Source organism: Acidovorax sp. GW458-11-26-14-TSB4, from assembly GCF_059423865.1.
This window is the reverse complement of sequence record NZ_JBWKYR010000011.1, coordinates 74223-91824: the sequence shown is the minus strand read 5'-3', so window position 1 is coordinate 91824 and position 17602 is coordinate 74223. Positions and strand designations below refer to the sequence as shown.

The 17602-nt window shown below is 67.8% G+C and carries 22 protein-coding genes; 3 read left to right on the top strand and 19 right to left on the bottom strand.

Translation table 11 applies throughout. From position 1 onward, the window contains the following. Window positions 1-27 precede the first annotated feature (27 nt). From tatB to AC07X5_RS21150, 8 genes are all read right to left on the bottom strand, one after another. Entirely contained in the window at window positions 28-489 is a 462-nt protein-coding gene (gene tatB, locus AC07X5_RS21185) for a Sec-independent protein translocase protein TatB (RefSeq protein WP_409960636.1), read from the bottom strand. Between the two features lie 22 nt (window positions 490-511). Beyond that, entirely contained in the window at window positions 512-754 is a 243-nt protein-coding gene (tatA, locus tag AC07X5_RS21180; RefSeq protein WP_409960637.1) for a Sec-independent protein translocase subunit TatA, read from the bottom strand. Between the two features lie 106 nt (window positions 755-860). Further along, on the bottom strand, window positions 861-1217 hold the full coding sequence (locus AC07X5_RS21175) for a histidine triad nucleotide-binding protein (RefSeq protein WP_409960638.1): 357 nt from the start codon (window positions 1215-1217) through the stop codon (window positions 861-863). 43 nt (window positions 1218-1260) lie between these two features. Beyond that, window positions 1261-2301, bottom strand: a complete 1041-nt coding sequence (locus tag AC07X5_RS21170; RefSeq protein ID WP_494771722.1) for a patatin-like phospholipase family protein — start codon at window positions 2299-2301, stop codon at window positions 1261-1263. Next, window positions 2294-2680, bottom strand: a complete 387-nt coding sequence (locus AC07X5_RS21165; protein WP_409960640.1) for a DUF4870 family protein — start codon at window positions 2678-2680, stop codon at window positions 2294-2296. The genes AC07X5_RS21170 and AC07X5_RS21165 overlap by 8 nt, the downstream gene beginning before the upstream one ends. Continuing rightward, window positions 2677-3054: a phosphoribosyl-ATP diphosphatase gene (locus tag AC07X5_RS21160; protein ID WP_409960641.1), complete on the bottom strand. Its 378-nt coding sequence runs from the start codon at window positions 3052-3054 to the stop codon at window positions 2677-2679. The genes AC07X5_RS21165 and AC07X5_RS21160 overlap by 4 nt, the downstream gene beginning before the upstream one ends. A gap of 4 nt (window positions 3055-3058) precedes the next feature. Continuing rightward, window positions 3059-3457 carry a phosphoribosyl-AMP cyclohydrolase gene (gene hisI / locus AC07X5_RS21155; RefSeq protein ID WP_409960674.1) on the bottom strand — a complete coding sequence of 133 codons (399 nt, stop codon included), beginning with the start codon at window positions 3455-3457 and terminating at the stop codon, window positions 3059-3061. A gap of 117 nt (window positions 3458-3574) precedes the next feature. Then, complete coding sequence (locus AC07X5_RS21150; protein ID WP_494771721.1) at window positions 3575-5230, bottom strand: RCC1 domain-containing protein; 1656 nt, start codon at window positions 5228-5230, stop codon at window positions 3575-3577. Window positions 5231-5392: 162 nt separating this feature from the next. Between AC07X5_RS21150 and AC07X5_RS21145 the strand changes: the two genes are divergently transcribed. Together AC07X5_RS21145 and AC07X5_RS21140 are read left to right on the top strand one after the other, a co-directional pair. After that, the gene (locus tag AC07X5_RS21145; protein ID WP_494771720.1) at window positions 5393-6076 is read left to right on the top strand and encodes a response regulator; all 684 of its coding nucleotides are present in this window, start codon (window positions 5393-5395) and stop codon (window positions 6074-6076) included. Then, the gene (locus AC07X5_RS21140; RefSeq protein WP_494771719.1) at window positions 6069-8036 is read left to right on the top strand and encodes a sensor histidine kinase; all 1968 of its coding nucleotides are present in this window, start codon (window positions 6069-6071) and stop codon (window positions 8034-8036) included. The genes AC07X5_RS21145 and AC07X5_RS21140 overlap by 8 nt, the downstream gene beginning before the upstream one ends. 29 nt (window positions 8037-8065) lie before the next feature. Here AC07X5_RS21140 and AC07X5_RS21135 read toward each other — a convergent pair whose 3' ends face one another. From AC07X5_RS21135 to AC07X5_RS21095, 9 genes are read right to left on the bottom strand one after another with little or no spacing between them, the layout of a single operon-like run. Continuing rightward, window positions 8066-8641, bottom strand: a complete 576-nt coding sequence (locus tag AC07X5_RS21135; RefSeq protein ID WP_494771718.1) for a hypothetical protein — start codon at window positions 8639-8641, stop codon at window positions 8066-8068. After that, window positions 8638-9438, bottom strand: coding sequence for an imidazole glycerol phosphate synthase subunit HisF (gene hisF, locus AC07X5_RS21130; RefSeq protein WP_494771717.1), 801 nt, complete (start codon window positions 9436-9438; stop codon window positions 8638-8640). The genes AC07X5_RS21135 and hisF overlap by 4 nt, the downstream gene beginning before the upstream one ends. Before the next feature lie 23 nt (window positions 9439-9461). Next, a complete protein-coding gene (gene hisA / locus AC07X5_RS21125) occupies window positions 9462-10202 on the bottom strand; it encodes a 1-(5-phosphoribosyl)-5-[(5-phosphoribosylamino)methylideneamino]imidazole-4-carboxamide isomerase (RefSeq protein ID WP_409960647.1) in 741 nt (246 codons plus the stop codon). A gap of 60 nt (window positions 10203-10262) precedes the next feature. Further along, complete coding sequence (gene hisH / locus AC07X5_RS21120; RefSeq protein WP_494771716.1) at window positions 10263-10931, bottom strand: imidazole glycerol phosphate synthase subunit HisH; 669 nt, start codon at window positions 10929-10931, stop codon at window positions 10263-10265. Between the two features lie 53 nt (window positions 10932-10984). Continuing rightward, on the bottom strand, window positions 10985-11620 hold the full coding sequence (hisB, locus tag AC07X5_RS21115; protein WP_409960649.1) for an imidazoleglycerol-phosphate dehydratase HisB: 636 nt from the start codon (window positions 11618-11620) through the stop codon (window positions 10985-10987). Next, on the bottom strand, window positions 11617-12729 hold the full coding sequence (gene hisC / locus AC07X5_RS21110) for a histidinol-phosphate transaminase (RefSeq protein WP_494771715.1): 1113 nt from the start codon (window positions 12727-12729) through the stop codon (window positions 11617-11619). The genes hisB and hisC overlap by 4 nt, the downstream gene beginning before the upstream one ends. Beyond that, window positions 12726-13184, bottom strand: coding sequence for a PIN domain-containing protein (locus AC07X5_RS21105; protein ID WP_494771714.1), 459 nt, complete (start codon window positions 13182-13184; stop codon window positions 12726-12728). Before AC07X5_RS21105 ends, hisC begins: the two co-directional genes overlap by 4 nt. After that, entirely contained in the window at window positions 13181-13405 is a 225-nt protein-coding gene (locus tag AC07X5_RS21100) for a CopG family transcriptional regulator (protein WP_409960652.1), read from the bottom strand. The genes AC07X5_RS21105 and AC07X5_RS21100 overlap by 4 nt, the downstream gene beginning before the upstream one ends. Window positions 13406-13454: 49 nt before the next feature. Further along, window positions 13455-14906, bottom strand: a complete 1452-nt coding sequence (locus tag AC07X5_RS21095) for an aminotransferase-like domain-containing protein (RefSeq protein WP_409960653.1) — start codon at window positions 14904-14906, stop codon at window positions 13455-13457. A gap of 153 nt (window positions 14907-15059) precedes the next feature. Between AC07X5_RS21095 and AC07X5_RS21090 the strand changes: the two genes are divergently transcribed. After that, entirely contained in the window at window positions 15060-15434 is a 375-nt protein-coding gene (locus AC07X5_RS21090; RefSeq protein WP_409960654.1) for a DUF2917 domain-containing protein, read from the top strand. A gap of 16 nt (window positions 15435-15450) precedes the next feature. On the opposite strand, the gene hisD is transcribed toward AC07X5_RS21090, so the two are convergent. Together hisD and hisG are read right to left on the bottom strand one after the other, a co-directional pair. After that, window positions 15451-16833 carry a histidinol dehydrogenase gene (gene hisD, locus AC07X5_RS21085; protein ID WP_494771713.1) on the bottom strand — a complete coding sequence of 461 codons (1383 nt, stop codon included), beginning with the start codon at window positions 16831-16833 and terminating at the stop codon, window positions 15451-15453. A gap of 33 nt (window positions 16834-16866) precedes the next feature. Beyond that, a complete protein-coding gene (gene hisG, locus AC07X5_RS21080) occupies window positions 16867-17511 on the bottom strand; it encodes an ATP phosphoribosyltransferase (RefSeq protein WP_494771787.1) in 645 nt (214 codons plus the stop codon). Window positions 17512-17602: the final 91 nt, after the last annotated feature.

The following is a 17602-nucleotide window of genomic DNA, read 5'->3' as shown; positions in this document are numbered from 1 at the left end:
GCGCGCACCAGAGGCAGCGCTGCATCGTCAATGGAATTTCTGGGGCCGGTAACGGGCGACGCGCGCGGCGCCGGACTGTGCCTTGGTGCGCACACCGCTGCGCGACTTGTACCACTGGGGGGTGGCGCCGCGCTTGAGGCGCCAGTTCTTGCCCGGGTGCTTGTAGGCAGGTACCACCACCGAGGTTTCGAAAGGCTCGGCGGCGCTCATGTCCGTCGCCGCAGCCCAGTCCTTCTCGAATTCGCTGGCGCCGGTCTGGATGGACTGCTGCACGTCGCGTGCGGCGCCTTCCACCGTGTCCTTCATCTTGCGCAGCTCGTCGAGCTCCATGGACCGGTTGACCTCGGCCTTGACGTCGGACACGTAGCGTTGCGCCTTGCCCAGCAAGGTGCCCACCGTGCGCGCCACGCGCGGCAGCTTCTCGGGGCCGATGACGATCAGCGCCACGGCGCCGATCAGCGCCATCTTGGACAGGCCAATATCAATCATGAAGCAGGTGTCCGCTCAGCGGTCAGCTCTTTTGCTTGGCTTCGACGTCGATGGTGGTCTTGTCAGCCGCCTGGCTGGCAGTCACCTGGCCAGCAGGCGGATTGACGGCACCGCTCTCGGCCGTGGAACCGTCCTTCATGCCGTCCTTGAAGCCCTTGACGGCGCCCCCGAGGTCCGAGCCCATGTTCTTGAGCTTCTTGGTGCCGAAGACCATGACGACGATCAGCAGCACGATCAGCCAGTGCCAGATGGAAAAAGAGCCCATGGAAAATCTCCTAACGTATTGCAATCATTTTAGACCCCGGCCGTGACCGGAGTTCACACACCCTGCTTTGGTACAGGGGTCTATCGTGGAAGACCGTCAGTTCGCGTCAGCCTTTGAGCCACGGGCGGGGGCCGCCCATCACGTGGATGTGCAGATGGTGGATTTCCTGCCCGCCTTCAACCCCCGTGTTTACCACGATGCGGAAACCGCCCTCGGGGTAGGGATTGCAACCCTGCTCCTGGGCCAGCTTAGGCGCCAGGACCATCATGCGCCCCAGCACACCGGCGTGCTCGGCCGACACCTGGGCCATGGACGGAACGTGCAGCTTGGGCACCATGAGGAAGTGCACCGGCGCCGATGGATGGATGTCGTGGAAGGCAAAGACCTCCTCGTCCTCGTAGACCTTCTTCGAAGGAATCTGGCCCGCGGTGATTTTGCAGAAAAGGCAGTTCGGATCGTGCATGGTGGAAAAAGGAGAGCGGAAATCTGGCTGCACGAAGGCAGATTCACGCATTGTCGGCGATCTTGATGCTGGGTCGCACGCCCACATCCCGGCGGTGTGCCTTCATCCAGGCCTTGCCCGCATCGCGCCCCAGCGTGAACAGCTGGCGCACGAAGGCCGTATCGGCGCGCACCTTGCTGTCGGCGCCGAAAGGGGCCAGCACCGCGCCCCCGTCGATGCGGTGCATCAGCACGTTCTTGTAGCGGCGCGCATCGAGCTTGCCCTCGGCCAGCAGCCGGCGCACGAATTCGATGGCGCGCAGTTCGGCCAGCAGGCTGGCATTGAAGGTGACTTCGTTCATGCGCTCCATGATCTCTTGCGCGGTGCCTGGCACCTCGCGGTGCTCGATCGGGTTGATCTGCACCAGCAGGATGTCCGATGCCTCGGTCTGGTAGATCAGCGGGTGCAGCGCCGGGTTGCCCGAATAGCCACCGTCCCAGTAGTGCTCGCCATCGATCTCCACGGCCTTGAACACCATGGGCAGGCAGGCCGAGGCCATCACGGCGTCGGCACTCAGGCGCGGGCCCGAGAAGATCTCGCCGCGCCCGGTGCGCACATTGGTCGCGCACACGAACACCTGGGGAACCACGCTTTCGATGCTGGCACGCCCGGAGCACAGCAGGCCGAAATCGACCTCGCGCTCAAGCAGCTGGCGCAGCGGGTTGAATCCAAGCGGGTTGGTCTGGTAGGGCGAGAACCACTGGGCCATCATGCCCATCAGCGGGTTGGCTGCCGACAAGGGCGTGCCCCAGGTCAGGCTGCCCAGCGAGCCCACACCCTCCCACAGCCGGGCGAGCGACTCGCGCGCCAGGGCGCAGCCCGCGGCACGCGCCTCCACCGGGTCCTTGTGGGCCTGTGCGGCCTGGGCAAAGCCATGGGCCAGGGCCACGGCGTTCATGGCCCCCGCGCTGGTGCCGCTGATGCCATCGAACTGCCACTGCCCGTCTTCGAGCAAGGCATCGAGCACGCCCCAGGTCAGAGCGCCGTGCGAGCCCCCACCCTGCAGGGCCAGGTTCAGGCGCCGCAGCGCATGGGGCTCAGGCATCCACCACCTGGTTCTTGCTCATGGCCAGCATGCCGCGCACGATGCGGTACAAGAACCACAGCGAAATGATGCCCCAGGCGATCCAGCCGGGCAGGATGAAGACCAGCCACAGCCACGAGGTCAACGCATACAGCACCCCTGCCCAGATAACGGAGCGGATGCGCCAGGAGAAATGGTTTTCCTGCCAGGTGCCCTGTGCGTCGCCGCGCTTGACCAGGTCGATCACCAGCGCGATGACCAGCAGCAGCGCACTGGCCTGCGCGCCGGGCAGCACCGCACCCAGCGCCACGACCAGATGCAGCGCATAGCTGATCCAGCCGATGTTTTTGAGGCTTTCGGCCTTCTGGTCGCTGGTTTGCACGTCGATGATGTCGTTCATGGGAACCCTTTCTCCTCTCCGGCACGCGCAACCGCCTTGCGCAGGGCTTTCTCCTCGATGCCGCTGGTGCCTTCGCGGCGTTCGAGCTCGGTGAGCACATCGGCCGGCGTCAAGCCATAGTGGGCCAGCGCAACCATGGAATGGAACCACAGGTCGGCCACCTCGTAGACCAGCTTGCTGGCATCGGCACCATGGTCCACGTCCTTGGCGGCCATCACCACCTCGGTGGCTTCCTCCCCGATCTTCTTGAGGAAGGCATCGGGCCCCTTGTGCAGCAGGCGCGAGACATAGCTCTTTTCGGGGTCGCCCCCGTTGGCGGGCTTGCGGCTCTCGATGACGGCGGCCAGGCGCGCGAGGGAATCGTTGGAACTCATGGTCTTACTTGTAGATGGATTCGGGATCTTTCAAGACCGGATCGACGGGCGTCCATGCGCCGCCCTTGAGCACGCTGAAGAAGCAGCTGTGGCGGCCAGTGTGGCAGGCGATGCCAGGCGCGTGGCCCAGCTGGGTCACCTTGAGCAGCACCACGTCGTTGTCGCAGTCCAGCCGGATCTCGTGCACGGTCTGCACGTGGCCCGATTCCTCGCCCTTGAACCACAGCTTGCCGCGCGAGCGGCTGAAGTACACGGCGCGGCCGAGTTCGGCGGTCTTTTCCAGCGCCTCGCGGTTCATCCAGGCAAACATCAGCACGTCGCCCGTGCCCTGCTCCTGCGCGATCACGGGCACCAGGCCCTGCGCATCCCATTTCACTTCATTGAGCCAGTTCATGGCCCGGATTGTCGGCGATTTGAATGACCGACCCCGGACATGGCCTTGCCAGCGCCCGCGCAGGCCAAAGACCTGAGCCCCGCCGGCATTTGCAGGCGGGGCCCGGGCCGGGTCAGCGCAGCCCCTTTAGCGCAAGGTCAGGACATTGGAGTAGCGCCCCGCGCGCAGCATTTCGTAGAGCGCCGCCAGGGAATTCACCCCCAGGCCATACCCCAGGTAGAGGTTGCTGCCCGCCAGGGCACTCAGGTCCATGCCCTTGATGTCGAGCACCGGGGCCGACACCGGCAGGGCGCCTGTGTACAAGGCCGCCAGGCTGGGCACGAAACTGACCGTCGCGCCGTCGAGCATGAGCAGGCGGCCATCGGGCAGCAGCAGGGCCACGAAGATGGCGCCGGGCTGCCCCGCATGGGCGGCAGGCAGGGTGACACCGGCCTTGGCCGTGAGCTGGTTCAGCGGGCCGCTCTGGGCCGTGCTGAAGGCGGGTTCGGTGCCAGGCGCCGGCGTGCCGGTGCCCGGGTTCGTGCCGCCCGGGTTGCCGACATTGCCCGGATTGCTGCTGTTGTCCACGCCGGCATTGGGCGCAATGCGCGTGGGCGTGCTCACGATGCCGTTGGCAGTGGTCACCCCGTTGCCCAGAACCCCATTGTCGGTGCGGCCCCAGGTGTAGACCGAGCCATCGGGCATGAGCGCGGCCGCGGCGAAGGCCCCAGTGAAAACGTACGACACCGGACCGGGCAGGCCCTGTACCCGCACCGGGCCCGCCTTGGCGTTGGCCGGCACGGAATCCCACTTGGTGGACACGGTCGTGCCGTCCCCCAGCAGGCCCCGCTCCCCCTGGCCGCAGGCGAACACGGCGCCCGCCCCGTCCACGAACAGCGCGGCACCACCACCCGCAGCGATCTGGCGCAGGTTGCCGAGGTTCTTGATGGTGTAGGGCTGGGTGGCAGCCAGCGCGCTTTCCTGGCCACAGGTCAACATCCCGGAGTTGGTGTCGCCCCAGGCCAGCGCCTGGCCGTTCTTGATGCCCAGATACAGGCCCGCCGCATTGCCGGTGGCGGTGGCATCGATGAACGCCAACCCATTGGGCTTGAGCGCCGTGGCGGGCAAGGGGTCTGACGCCGCGGTCACCGCCTGCAGGGGGTTGTCGCGCACGCTGTTCCGGCCCCAGCCGACCAGGCTGCCGTCCTGCTTGCGCCCGATCATCTGCGTGCCTGTCACGGCCAGTTGCACGATGCCTGTGGCCCCTGCCACGGGCAGGGGCTGGCCGCGCTGCTGCAGTGTGGTGGGGCCGATCCCCAGGTTGCCATTGCCGCTGTCATAGCCCCAGGCCCAGATCTGGCCGCTGCTGTCCGTGGCATAGAGGGAATAGCCATTGGTCGCGGCCAGCACCGAGACAATGCCCGACAGCCCGGGCACCTGCACCGGTTCGTAGCGGAACTGCCCGCCCGAGGTGTCGGAGCCGATCAGGCCGTCCGACACATTGCCCCAGACCCATACCGTGCCGTCGGACTTCACGGCGGCCGACAGCGCGCCACCGGCCGTCACGGCCACCACGTCGTTGCCAAGGGACGCGATCTTTGCAGGCGCGGGGTTGTTGCGGTCGGCCTGGCCGCGGCCGAGCTGGCCCGAGTCACCGCGCCCCCAGGAGGTGACGCTGCCATCGGCGTTGAGCAGCAGCATGTGGTAATCGCCGATGGTGATGTGCGGGACGGCGGCGATGGCCGGCGCCGCCAGGCCCACCAGGGCGCCAGCCAGCGCGATGGTCCGAAGCAAAGCAGACATGGAGGAACTCCTGCGAGGTGAAGGTGGAGTCGATTCTTCCGCGCCAGGCGCCCAGCGTCTGTCCCTCGAACAAGGGACAAAATGCACCAGATGCAAGCAGCTGTGACAGCGCTCGCCGCGTATCATGAAACGCACCGCCGCGCGCCCAAGGCCTCTTTGCCCATGTCCGCTTTGCTCTCTGTCCTCGTGATCGAGGACGATCCCCAGTTCAGGCAACGCCTGTGCGACAGCATCGCCGCCGCGCCGGACCTGCGCCTGGTCGGCGCCGCGGGCGATGCCGGTTCGGGCCTGGCGCTGCTGGCCCGCCACCAACCGCAGGTGCTGCTGCTGGACCTGGGGCTGCCCGACCTGAACGGCATTGAAGTGATCACCCGCAGCACCGACGTGGCCCCCCACTGCGAAGTCGTGGTGGTCACCGTCTTCGGCGACGAAGCCCATGTGATGCAGGCCCTGGCAGCGGGAGCCACCGGGTATGTGCTCAAGGACACGCCCGCCCTGGACCTGGCCGAGCTGGTGCGTGCGGTGCATGCGGGCGGCAGCCCCATCAGCCCGGTGATCGCCCGGCGGCTGCTGACCCGGCTGGCCCCGGCGGCCTCCTCGCGACAGCGCCAGGGAGCACCCGAAGCCGCGGCCAGCGATTCCGATGCGGGCCTGCTCAGCGAACGCGAGTGCGAGATGCTCGGCTTTGCCGCCAAGGGCTACAGCTACCGCGAAATGGCCCAGATGATGGGGGTGACGCAGCAGACCGTGCTCACCTACGTCAAGCGCAGCTACCGCAAGCTGCAGGTGCACTCGCGCGCCGAGGCAGTCTATGAAGCCCGCAAGCGCGGGCTGATGAATGACTGACAGGCTGCTGCGCGCCTGGGCGACCGGCTGGCTGCAGCGGGCCCTGGCATGCTCGCTGGCCCTGGTGGCGATATGGGCACAGGCGGAGCACCCACCCACAGCCCCCGATGCCTCCGACGCCATGGTCACCCAGGTGGAGCGCTGGGTCCCCGCTGCCGAGGCAACCCCATCAATCGGCCCACCGGGGAAGGATGCAGCAGGCCAATGGCAACCGGTCGACCTGCCCCAGGCCGTGCAGCGCAATCCCACCACCCGCGCAGCGGTCAACCTGCCCGTGCCCACGGTCTGGTACCGCACCGCATGCCCCGTGCCCGAGGCCCAGGAAACGCTGGCCCTGTACCTTCCCCGCGTGAGCGGCGGCCCCTTGCAGGTCTGGCTGCGCACAAACCAGGCCACGCGGCAGTTGTTGGACAACAGCCCGGCCTGGCCTTCGCAGTGGAACCAGCCCATCGTGCTCAGGCTGCCCAGCGCCGCATCCCGGCAGGCCGGCCCTTGCCATCTGTTCCTCGCGCTGCCTCCGCGTGCGGACGGCAGCTACGCCCTGAGCCGGCTCTGGATGGGCCCCGAGCCCGAGATCCAGGGCCTCTGGGCGGCCCGCCAGCGCTGGGTGGTCACCGTGCCGCTGGCGGCCAGCACCACACTGCTCATGCTGGGGCTGTTCGCCCTGGCCTTCTGGTGGCGCCGACGCCAGGACACGGCTTATCTGTACTTCGGGCTGGCATCGCTGGCCTGGTGGTTTCGCAACCTGCACTACGGCATCGAGCTGCCGCAGGACCTCGACGCCCTGCGCTGGTTCTGGTGGGCCACCGATGCGTCCATGACCTGGGTCATGCTGCTGGTCTACCTGTTCTCGCTGCGCTTCGCGGCGCGCGGCTTTCCGCTGGTGGAGCGGATGCTGCTGGGCTTTGCGCTGCTGGTCTCGGCAGCGTCCATGCCCATCCTGCCCTGGGCGCTCGACACTCCGCTGCTGCTGCACGCGGCCAACACGCTGGTTGCGCTGGGCGTGACCCTGCTCATTGCCTGGTCGGCCTGGCGCGGCAGCCGCGAACTGCGGGTGCTGGCCGTGGCCCTGTGCATCTGCCTGGGCTTGGGCGTGCACGACCTGGCACTGCTGCAGTTGCGCCTGTCCCCTGAAAGCCTGTACCTCATGCCCTACGCCATGATGCTGGTGCTGGGCGCCTTCCTGTACGCCGTGAACCGCCGCTACATCGGGGCCCTGGAGCATGCCGAAGGCGCGGCCGCGGAGCTCGCGGACAGACTGGCCGAACAGCAGCGTGCGCTGCGGGCCAACTTCGCCTTGCTGGCCGAGGTGGAGAACGAGCGCGTGCGCCTGGCCGAGCGCCAGCGGCTCACGCGCGACATGCACGACGGCCTGGGCGCGATGCTGGTGTCATCGCTGGGCCAGATCGAGCAGGGCCGCCTGTCGCAGGGCGAGATGGCCCAGGTGCTGCGCGAGTGCCTGGAAGACCTGCGCCTGACCATCGACTCGATGGAGCCCATCGACCAGGACCTGACCACCCTGCTGGCCACCCTGCGCCAGCGCGTGGGCCACCGCCTCGCCCAGGCCGGCATCACGCTGCACTGGCACATGGACGACCTGCCGCCGCTGCCCTGGCTGGATGCCCCCGCCGCGCTGCATGTACTGCGGATCGTGCAGGAGGCGCTGGCCAATGTGGTCAAGCACTCCGGGGCCCGCAACGTCACGCTGTCGGCCACGCAGGGCGCAGAGACGGGGGTGTGCGTGCAGATCCAGGACGACGGGCGCGGGCTGCAGGCGCGCTCCGACGGGCACCAGGGCCGCGGGCTGGGCCACATCGAGGAGCGCGCGCGCCAGCTCGGCGGCCGGGCGCGGATTTTTTTGGGTGACCGGGGCGGCACCGTGGTGCAACTGTGGCTGCCGCTGCAAGGTCCGCCCCCCACTGCAGAGGGCTTCAGGCATTCGCGCTGGCCGACCGCGTAGGCAACACCAGTGGCGGCCCACTCGAGGCATCAAGGCTTGGCGACCGTCAGGAACACCCATTTGCGGTCCCAGTTCTTGCGCCCCAGGTACTTGATGGCCATGGCATAGCGGCCCGGGGGCAGGAAGTCCTGGGTGAGCGTGTCCTGCTGCGTGACCACGGGCTGGCCGTTGACCCGCACGTCCTGGCGCGCCACCATCTCGGGCTCGCTGTCCAGGTCCTGGCCATCGAGCGCGTAGACCGTGACGTCGGGTTCTTCCTTTTCCTCCCCCACATGGGGCAGGCCCATGGCGTTGGGGCGCGTGAGCACGTCCAGCGCCACCTGGCCATCCACGGGATCGCGCACGATCCAGTAGACGTCGCGCACGTTCTCGTTGAGCTCGGCCAGCAGGGCCTTGAGCTTGTCGAACTCGGCCTTGTCGGTGATCACCTGCACGGCCTTGCCGCCGATGGTGGCATCGAAGCAGCGGCCGATGCGGTCCAGACAGGGCAGGCGGTCGAAGTAGCCGCGTGCGTAGGACGGCGCCGGCACCTGCTGGGCACTGGCGGGCATGGCAGCCCAGCCCACGCACAAGGCCATGGCGGCCGTGGCGAGTGCCCTTTTCATAATCGTACCGGGATGCCCCGTGCCGCCATGTGCGCCTTGGACTGGCCCACGGTGTACTCGCCGTAGTGGAAGATGCTGGCGGCCAGCACCGCGTCGGCGCCGCCGATCTGGATGCCGTCGGCCAAATGGTCGAGGTTGCCCACGCCGCCCGAAGCGATCACGGGCACGCTGACGGCGTCACTCACGGCACGCGTGAGCGCCAGGTCAAAGCCGGCCTTGGTGCCGTCGCGGTCCATGCTGGTCAGCAGGATCTCGCCCGCGCCGCGGCGCGCCATCTCGGTGGCCCAGGCCACGGCGTCCAGGCCGGTGTTCTTGCGGCCGCCATGGCTGTAGACGTCCCAGCCCGCGCCCACGGGTTGGCCGTCAGCGCCGATGCGCTGTGCGTCCTCGTCGGAGCGGCGCTTGGCGTCGATGGCCACCACGATGCACTGCGCGCCATACTTGGCCGACACCGCGTCGATCACCTCGGGGTTGGCAATGGCGGCGGAGTTGAAGCTGGTCTTGTCGGCACCCGCGTTGAGCAGGCGGCGCACGTCTTCCACCGTGCGCACGCCCCCGCCCACGGTGAGCGGAATGAACACCTGGCTGGCCACGGCCTCGATGATGGGCAGGATCAGATCGCGCCCGTCGCTGGTGGCAGTGATGTCCAGGAAGGTGAGTTCGTCGGCGCCCTGGGCGTTGTAGCGCGCGGCGATCTCGACCGGGTCGCCCGCGTCGCGCAACTCGACGAAATTGACGCCCTTGACCACGCGGCCTCCGGTCACGTCCAGGCAGGGAATGATGCGTTTGGCAAGCATGTGGTCAACGGCCCCGTATGGGCCTATCCATTGAGTTCATCAGCGCGCGCCTGCGCCTTGGCGAAATCGAGGTCGCCACTGTAGATGGCGCGGCCGCAGATCACACCTTCCACGCCCTCGCCCTCGACGGCGCACAGCTGCTCGATGTCGGCCATGTTGGACAGGCCACCCGAAGCGATCACCGGGATGCTCAGCGACTGCGCGAGCTTGACGGTGGCATCGATGTTGATGCCCGAGAGCATGCCGTCGCGGCCGATGTCGGTGTAGATGATGGACTCGACGCCCCAGTCCTCAAACTTCTTGGCCAGGTCGACCACCTCGTGGCCGGTGAGTTTGCTCCAGCCGTCGGTGGCGACCTTGCCGTCCTTGGCATCCAGGCCCACGATGATGTGGCCGCCGAAGGCGCTGCATGCGTCCTTGAGGAAACCTGGGTTCTTCACGGCCGCGGTGCCGATGATCACGTAGCGCAGGCCGCCGTCGATGTACTTTTCGATGGTGTCCAGGTCGCGGATCCCGCCGCCGAGCTGCACCGGGATGTCCTCGCCCACTTCCTTGAGGATGGACTTGATCGCCGTGAAGTTCTTGGGCACGCCGGCGAAGGCACCGTTCAAATCCACCAGGTGCAGGCGGCGCGCGCCGGCCTCCAGCCACTTGCGCGCCATGGCGGCGGGGTCTTCACCGAAGGTGGTGGATTGGTCCATATCGCCTTGCTTGAGGCGTACGCAGTGGCCGTCCTTGAGGTCGATGGCGGGAATGAGCAGCATGGTGGGTTCGGGTGGAAAAGGGCGAGGCCGGGCTCGGCCCGAACAGGGTGGTTGGGGGTTTCAGGGATTCCAGTGAAGGAAATTGCGGTACAGCGCAAGGCCATGCTCCGCACTTTTCTCGGGGTGGAACTGGGTGGCGAAAATATTATCGCGTGCAACGGCCGCGGCGAACACACCGCCGTAGTCTGCCTCGCCCGCGCAATGGGCCGCATTCTCGGGCCGCGCATAGAAGCTGTGCACGAAATAGAAGTAGCTGCCGTCGGGCACGCCGGCCCAGACCGGGTGCACCGCGCCCGCGTGGGGCATCTGGCGCACCTGGTTCCAGCCCATCTGCGGCACCTTGAAGCGGCTGCCATCGGGCTGGGTACGGCCCGCCAGATCGAACTTGCGCACCTCGCCGGGGATCAGCGAGAGGCCTGCGGTGTCGCCCTCGGCGCTGTGGTCCAGCAGCATCTGCATACCCACGCAGACGCCGAACATCGGCTTGGCGGCAGCGGCTTCGAGCACCGATTCGAGCAGGCCCGAATCGCGCAGCTCGCGCATGCAGTCGGGCATGGCGCCCTGGCCCGGCAGCACGATGCGCTGCGCGGCGCGCACATCCTCGGGGCGCGAGGTGACGAGCACGGTCCAGCCCGAGCCCTGGGCAGCGGCCTGCACGGCCTGCGAGACCGAGCGCAGGTTGCCCATGCCGTAATCAACCACGGCGACGGTTTTTGCTTCCATATTCATAGCTATCAGCGCTTGGTCAAAAAGCGATGGTGGCCTTTTTCAGCGGGTGAAGATCAGAGACTGCCCTTGGTGGACGGAATGGTGCCGGCCGCGCGCGGATCGCGCGTGAGCGCCGCGCGCAGCGCACGGGCAAAGGCCTTGAACACCGTTTCGCACTGGTGGTGCGCGTTGATGCCCTTGAGGTTGTCGATGTGCAGGGTCACGCCCGCATGGTTGACGAAGCCCTGGAAGAACTCGTAGGTGAGCTGCGTATCGAAACCGCCGATGCTGCCGGCCGTGAACGGGATATGCAGGTGCAGGCCGGGGCGGCCCGAGAAGTCGACCACCACGCGGCTCAGCGCTTCGTCCAGCGGCACGTAGGCATGGCCGTAGCGGGTGATACCCTTCTTGTCGCCCACGGCGCGCGCGAAGGCCTGGCCCAGGGTGATGCCCACGTCTTCGACCGTGTGGTGTCCATCGATGTGCAGGTCGCCGGCACAGTCGATCTCCAGGTCGATCAGGCCATGGCGCGCGATCTGGTCGAGCATGTGGTCGAAGAAGCCGATGCCGGTGTGCAGCTTGGCCTGGCCGGTGCCGTCCAGGTTGATGCGCACGGTGATGTGCGTTTCGGCCGTGTTGCGGGTGACCTCGGCGATGCGGTCGGCCGTGGAGTCGGCCGGTGCGGAAGGTACGAGTGCAGAAGAAGTCATAGGGAGGCTTGGAGCGCAGCGAGCATCTGCGCATTGTCGTCGGCATTGCCCACCGTGAGGCGCAGGCAGTTGGCCAGCAATGGGTGCATTGTAGAAACGTTCTTGACCAGGACCTTGCGCTTTTTCATGCCTTCGTAGGTTGTGGCGGAATCGGCCACACGCAATAGAACCATGTTGGCCTCGCTGTCCCAGCATTTTTCGACGCCCGGCATGGCCTTGAGGGCCTGCACCAGCAGGGTGCGCTGGGCGCGCAGCTCGGCCGCCTGCCCGGCGAACACGTCGGTGTGCTCCAGGGCGAACAGCGCCGCCTCGCAATTGAGCACGCTCACGTTGTAGGGCGGGCGCACCTTGTCGATCTCGGCCACCACGGCGGCCGGGCCGATGAGGTAGCCCAGGCGCACGCCGGCCAGCCCGAACTTGCTGAGCGTGCGCATGAGCAGCACATGGGCATTGCGCGCGGGCTCGGCGCGCATGCGGTCGATGAAGGTGCGGCTGGCGAAGGGCTGGTAGGCCTCGTCCATGACCACGAAGCCGCCCACGGCGCCCACGGCATCGACGATGCGCTGCACGGCGCCCTCATCCCACAGCGTGGCCGTGGGGTTGTTGGGGTAGGCGATGTAGGTGATGGCGGGGCGGTGCTGGGCAATGGCGGCCAGCATGGCCGGCTCGTCCAGCTCGAAATCGGGGGTGAGGGGCACACCCACGAAATCAAGGCCCTGCAGCTGCGCGGAGAGCGGGTACATCACGAAACCGGGCATGGGCGCGAGCATGGTGGCGCGTGCGCCGGGCTGGGCACAGGCCAGGGCCAGCAGGGTGATGAGCTCGTCCGACCCGTTGCCCAGCACGATGCCATGGCCTTCGGGCATGCCGGCGTACTTCGCCAGCGCGGTCTTGAGGTCATTGAGGCGCTCACCCGGGTAGCGGTTGAGCGCCAGCGCGCCCAGGCGCTGGCCCAGGGCCGCCTGCAGATGAGCCGGCAGGCGGAAGGGGTTTTCCATGGCATCCATCTTGAGCATGCCGGTGGAGGGCTGCACGCCATAGGCGTGCATGGCGCGCACATCGGCACGGATGCGGTTCAGGGCGGCGGTGAGGCTGGCGGGAGTGGTCATTCGGCGGTGTCCAGTTCGTTGGGGGCCACAAGAAAAGGGTTGATGCAGCGCACGGCGTCCAGCAGCTGGTCATGCGGCAGGGCCTCGGTCAGCAGGTAGCGGCAGCCCTGCTGGTGGGCGGAGGAGACGATGAGCGCGTCCCAGTAGCCCAGGCGGTAGCGGTCCTGCAGGTCCCAGGCGCCATCGACCGCGTAGGCGTCGAGATGGGGCGGCAGCCACACGCGCAGGCGGCGCACCTGGGCACGCACAAGTTGCACGGTGCGCGGGCCCTCGAAGCGCTGTATGGCCTGGTTGTACAGCTCGTTGAGCACCTGCGAGCTGATGCGGCCGCAGCGCGTCTGCCAGCAGAAAGCCAGCCATTCGCGCGCCCGGGCCTGGCGGGCGGGGTCGCGCTCGTCCACGCTGGCCAAGAGCAGCTCGGTGTCGACGAAGAGGGGGACCGTGCCGCTGCTCATCGCCGGAACAGGGTTTCGCGCGGCACGTAGGGGCCGCTGGACGCGCCCCAGCTCTCGAAGCCCAGCGCCTCGCGCATGGCCTGGGCATAGGCGTCTTCCTGGCGCATCTTTTCGGCCAGCCATTCGCCCAGCAGGCGCGAGACGCTGCTGCCACGCTTGGCGGCCTCGACGCGCACCCATTCGGCAACGGTGTCGTCCATGGTGATGGTGACATTCTTCATGGGTAGAATATTACACGAACTTCGTGCAACACGAAGTTCGTGTAAATTTTCAGGCGGCTTTTCGTCCCGTGGATGCCAATAGGCAGCAGGCCATGTCGCCCACCGTGCGCAAGGCCTGCAGATGCGACGGCGTCCAGTCGCTGCCCACCCCGATGCGCAGGCAGTTGCGAAAGCGCCCGCTGGCGCTGAACACCGTGCCGGGCGCAACCAGGATGTTCTTTGCCAGGCAAGCCTCGTGCAGCTGCACCGAGTCGAGTGCGCGCGGCAGCTCCACCCACAGCAGCATGCCGCCCGGTGGATCGCTGACCCGCGTACCCGAAGGAAAGTGCGCGCCGATGATGTGGCGCACCCCATCGAGCCTCGCGGCCGCAGCAGCGCGCAACTGTCGCATGGCGGCGGCGTGGCCGCTCTGGTTGATGAGATCGGCCAGCGCCAGCTCCAGCACGGCCGATTGGCCGCCGGCCTGCATGTCCTTGATGCTGCGCAGCTGCTCGGTCCAGCGCCCGGCCTCGACCCAGCCCAGACGCAGGCCGGGCGCCAGGGTCTTGGAGAAGGAGTCGCAGAGCATCACATGGCCCGTGGTGTCGTAGGACTTGACGGTGCGGCGCATCTCGTCGGACTCGGCCAGGTCGTTGTAGATCGCATCCTCGATCACCGCCATGCCATGGCGCGAGGCCATCTGCGCCAGGCGTCGGCGCTCGGGCTGGGGCATGCAGCTGCCCAGCGGGTTGCTCAGCGTGGGCACCACCATCAGCGCCTTGACGGGCTGGGTATCGAGGGCCAGCTGCAGGGCATCGAGCGAGATGCCATGGCGCGGATGCGTGGGAATCTCGAGCGCCTTGAGGTGCAGGCCCTGCAGCACTTCGAGAAACGAGAAATGCGTGGGCGACTCCAGCGCCACCACGTCGCCCGGCTGGGTGGCTGCGCGCAGGCACAGGGCGATGCTGTCCATGCAGCCGCCGGTGATCAGGATGTTCTCGGGGTCCAGGCTGCAGCCCAGGCCCACGGCGTAGCGCGCGAGGGCGCGCCGGGCCTCTGGGTGCCCAGCGGACGTCGGGTAGGTGCACAGCAGCTGGCGGTTGCGCTGCACGGCGCGCACCACGGCACGGCGCACCCTGTCGGGGTTGAGCATGTCGGGGCCGGGCGTGCCGCTGCTGAAGGACACCATGTCCACCGGCTGGGCATGGCCCATGATGCGCTGGCCCAGCCAGTCCACCGAGACCTCGCGCGGGCGGCGCAGCGGGCGCGGGATGGTGGGCTCGGGCAGGTTCACGGGGCGGGACGCGACAAAGAAGCCCGAGCGCGGGCGCGCGGTGATCAGGCGCGCGTCTTCCAGCCAGTGGTAGGCCTGAACCACGGTGCTCTGCGCCACGCCGCGCTGGCGCGCCAGTTCGCGCACCGAGGGCATCTTCTCGCCGCGGGCCAGGGTGCCGTTGCGCACCAGTTCGGCCAGCTGGGCCGCGATCTGCAGGTACAGGGGCGTGGTCTCTTGGGCGTCCATGGGTGCATTCTGTACTGGCCTGCCGAACAGCAGGCAATACAGATGGCCACGATTCCGTACGACACAGAGTGCTGCCGCAGCACATCTGTACTGCTTCAGCTCGGCGCGGGCTGTGGCTGGCGGCCCGGCGGGGGCCGGCGCACAGTACAAGGCATGAACACCCTGCCACCCCCCTGCCCCCGTCCTCCCACTGTCCAGCCAGCCCGGCCCGAGGCCCTGGCCCTTCGCTGGAACCGCCAACCTCTGCCGCCACCGCAGGCCGTGCAGACGCTCGAATTCCGCGCGGGCGAGACCGCCCTGCTGGAAGTGGAACAAGGCCGCGTCTGGGTCACCTGCGATGGGCTGCTCGAAGACTATTTCCTCGAAGCCGGACAGCGCCTGTCGTTCACCGGCCCGGTGCGGATTCGCGTCAGTGCCGAAGGCCAGCGCCCCGCTCTATTGAACTGGGCGCTGCACCGCCAGCCAGCCACCGCCAGCCGCCCAACAGCGGCTTCGGCCACCGGCGGCATGCAGCTGCGCGCAGCCTGACGGAAGCTGGATACGGTCAGCCCCGTGCTGGCGGCACGGGAGTGAGCCGCAGTTCGGCGGCGCGCGCGTGGGCCTGCAGGCCTTCGCCGTAGGCCAGTTCCGCCGCCACCGTGCCCAGCACCTGGGCACCGGCCGCGCTCACTTCGATCAGGCTGCTGCGCTTCTGGAAATCGTACACCCCAAGCGGCGAGCTGAAGCGCGCCGTGCCGCTGGTGGGCAGCACGTGGTTGGGGCCGGCGCAGTAATCGCCCAGGCTTTCGCTGGTGTAGGCCCCGAGGAAGATGGCACCCGCGTGGCGCAGCAGCGGCTCCCAGCGGTGAGGGTCGGTGCTGCTCACCTCCAGGTGCTCGGGGGCGATGCGGTTGCTGATGGCGCAGGCCTCCTCCATGCTGCGGGTGTGGATCAGCGCGCCGCGGCCGTTCAGGCTCTTGGCGATGATCTCGGCGCGGGGCATGGCGGGCAGCAGGCGGTCGATGGCCTCCTGCACGGCATCGAGGTAGGCGGCGTCAGGGCACAGCAGGATGCTCTGGGCCAGTTCGTCGTGCTCGGCCTGCGAGAACAGGTCCATGGCCACCCAGTCGGCAGGGGTGCTGCCGTCGGCCAGCACCAGGATTTCGCTGGGGCCGGCGATCATGTCGATGCCCACGGTGCCGAACACGCGCTTCTTGGCGCTGGCCACGTAGGCGTTGCCCGGGCCGGTGATCTTGTCGACCTTGGGCACGGTGGCCGTGCCATAGGCCAGGGCCGCCACGGCCTGGGCGCCGCCGATGGTGAAGGCGCGCGTGACGCCGGCCACGTAGGCGGCTGCCAGCACCAGCTCATTGCGTTCGCCCTTGGTGGACGCCAGTTGCGCGCCCGATCCCCCGGTGGCCACGCTGCCGCGCACGGGCGTGGGCACGACCATGATGATCTCCTGCACGCCGGCCACATGGGCGGGAATAGCGTTCATGAGCAGGCTCGACGGGTAGGCCGCCTTGCCGCCGGGCACGTAGATGCCCACCCGGTCCAGCGGCGTGACCTTCTGGCCCAGCAGGGTGCCGTCCTCGTCGCGGTAGCTCCAGCTTTCGCCCGAGGCCTTCTTCTGCGCCTCGTGGTAGCTGCGCACGCGCCGGGCAGCGGCCTGCAGGGCGTCGCGCTGCGCGGCGGGAATGGCGTCGAAGGCGGCCTTGAAATCGGCCTGCGTGAGCTCCAGCGCCGCCATGTCCGGTGCGGCCAGGCCATCGAAACGGGCCGTGTAGTCGAGCACCGCAGCGTCGCCGCGGGCCTGCACGTCAGCCAGGATGTCGGCCACGCGCTGCTCGATGGCTGCGTCCGTGTCGGCGGACCAATGCAGGCGATCGCGGAAGGCGGCTTCGAAATCGGCGCTGTCGGTACGGAGGCGGACGGGCTGGGCTTGCATGGCGTTTTCTATCGCAGTAGGAGGGGAATCAGTTCAGGTGCGGGCTGCGGTGGCCGAAGCAAACGCATCGATGATGCTGCGCAGCGGCGCCTGCTTGAGCTTGAGCGCCGCCTGGTTGACCACGAGGTAGGAGCTGATGTCCATGATGCGCTCGACCTCGACGAGGTGGTTGGCGCGCAGGGTGTTGCCGGTGGAGACCAGGTCGACGATGGCGTCGGACAGGCCGATCAGCGGCGCCAGTTCCATGCTGCCGTAGAGCTTGACCATGTCCACGTGCACGCCCTTGGTGGCGAAGAAGTCGCGCGCGATGGAGGTGTACTTGGTAGCGACCTTGAGGCGCGAGCCCTGCTTGACCGCGCGCTCGTAGTCGAAATCGCTGCGCACGGCCACGCTCACGCGGCACTTGGCGATCTGCAGGTCCAGCGGCTGGTACAGGCCCTGGCCGCCGTGCTCGATGAGGGTGTCCTTGCCGGTCACGCCGATGTCGGCGCCGCCATATTCCACATAGGTGGGCACGTCAGTGGCACGCACCAGCACCACGCGGACGTCGGGGCGGTTGGTGGGCAGAATGAGCTTGCGCGACTTCTCGGGGTCTTCAAGCACCTCGATGCCTGCAGCCGCCAGCAGCGGCAGGGTCTCGTCGAAGATGCGGCCCTTGGACAGGGCGAGGGTGATCATGGTCATACGGGTTCTCTGAAAAGGGGCGCCAGTGTCGTGAGTTAGAAGTTCGTTGAAGAAAGAAATCTGCCGAAATCGCTGCCAGGCTAGG

Bases quoted from the DNA above. Each gene is read 5' to 3' on its own strand.
- AC07X5_RS21095 (WP_409960653.1), bottom strand. From the start codon at position 14,906: ATGGACGCCCAAGAGACCACGCCCCTGTACCTGCAGATCGCGGCCCAG.
- AC07X5_RS21140 (WP_494771719.1), top strand. From the start codon at position 6,069: ATGACTGACAGGCTGCTGCGCGCCTGGGCGACCGGCTGGCTGCAGCGG.
- hisD (WP_494771713.1), bottom strand. From the start codon at position 16,833: ATGCAAGCCCAGCCCGTCCGCCTCCGTACCGACAGCGCCGATTTCGAA.
- AC07X5_RS21160 (WP_409960641.1), bottom strand. From the start codon at position 3,054: ATGAGTTCCAACGATTCCCTCGCGCGCCTGGCCGCCGTCATCGAGAGC.
- hisF (WP_494771717.1), bottom strand. From the start codon at position 9,438: ATGCTTGCCAAACGCATCATTCCCTGCCTGGACGTGACCGGAGGCCGC.
- hisA (WP_409960647.1), bottom strand. From the start codon at position 10,202: ATGCTGCTCATTCCCGCCATCGACCTCAAGGACGGCCACTGCGTACGC.
- AC07X5_RS21135 (WP_494771718.1), bottom strand. From the start codon at position 8,641: ATGAAAAGGGCACTCGCCACGGCCGCCATGGCCTTGTGCGTGGGCTGG.
- hisC (WP_494771715.1), bottom strand. From the start codon at position 12,729: ATGACCACTCCCGCCAGCCTCACCGCCGCCCTGAACCGCATCCGTGCC.
- AC07X5_RS21165 (WP_409960640.1), bottom strand. From the start codon at position 2,680: ATGAACGACATCATCGACGTGCAAACCAGCGACCAGAAGGCCGAAAGC.
- AC07X5_RS21170 (WP_494771722.1), bottom strand. From the start codon at position 2,301: ATGCCTGAGCCCCATGCGCTGCGGCGCCTGAACCTGGCCCTGCAGGGT.
- AC07X5_RS21105 (WP_494771714.1), bottom strand. From the start codon at position 13,184: ATGAGCAGCGGCACGGTCCCCCTCTTCGTCGACACCGAGCTGCTCTTG.
- AC07X5_RS21175 (WP_409960638.1), bottom strand. From the start codon at position 1,217: ATGCACGATCCGAACTGCCTTTTCTGCAAAATCACCGCGGGCCAGATT.
- hisB (WP_409960649.1), bottom strand. From the start codon at position 11,620: ATGACTTCTTCTGCACTCGTACCTTCCGCACCGGCCGACTCCACGGCC.
- AC07X5_RS21100 (WP_409960652.1), bottom strand. From the start codon at position 13,405: ATGAAGAATGTCACCATCACCATGGACGACACCGTTGCCGAATGGGTG.
- AC07X5_RS21145 (WP_494771720.1), top strand. From the start codon at position 5,393: ATGTCCGCTTTGCTCTCTGTCCTCGTGATCGAGGACGATCCCCAGTTC.
- AC07X5_RS21150 (WP_494771721.1), bottom strand. From the start codon at position 5,230: ATGTCTGCTTTGCTTCGGACCATCGCGCTGGCTGGCGCCCTGGTGGGC.
- hisH (WP_494771716.1), bottom strand. From the start codon at position 10,931: ATGAATATGGAAGCAAAAACCGTCGCCGTGGTTGATTACGGCATGGGC.
- hisG (WP_494771787.1), bottom strand. From the start codon at position 17,511: ATGATCACCCTCGCCCTGTCCAAGGGCCGCATCTTCGACGAGACCCTG.
- tatA (WP_409960637.1), bottom strand. From the start codon at position 754: ATGGGCTCTTTTTCCATCTGGCACTGGCTGATCGTGCTGCTGATCGTC.
- tatB (WP_409960636.1), bottom strand. From the start codon at position 489: ATGATTGATATTGGCCTGTCCAAGATGGCGCTGATCGGCGCCGTGGCG.
- AC07X5_RS21090 (WP_409960654.1), top strand. From the start codon at position 15,060: ATGAACACCCTGCCACCCCCCTGCCCCCGTCCTCCCACTGTCCAGCCA.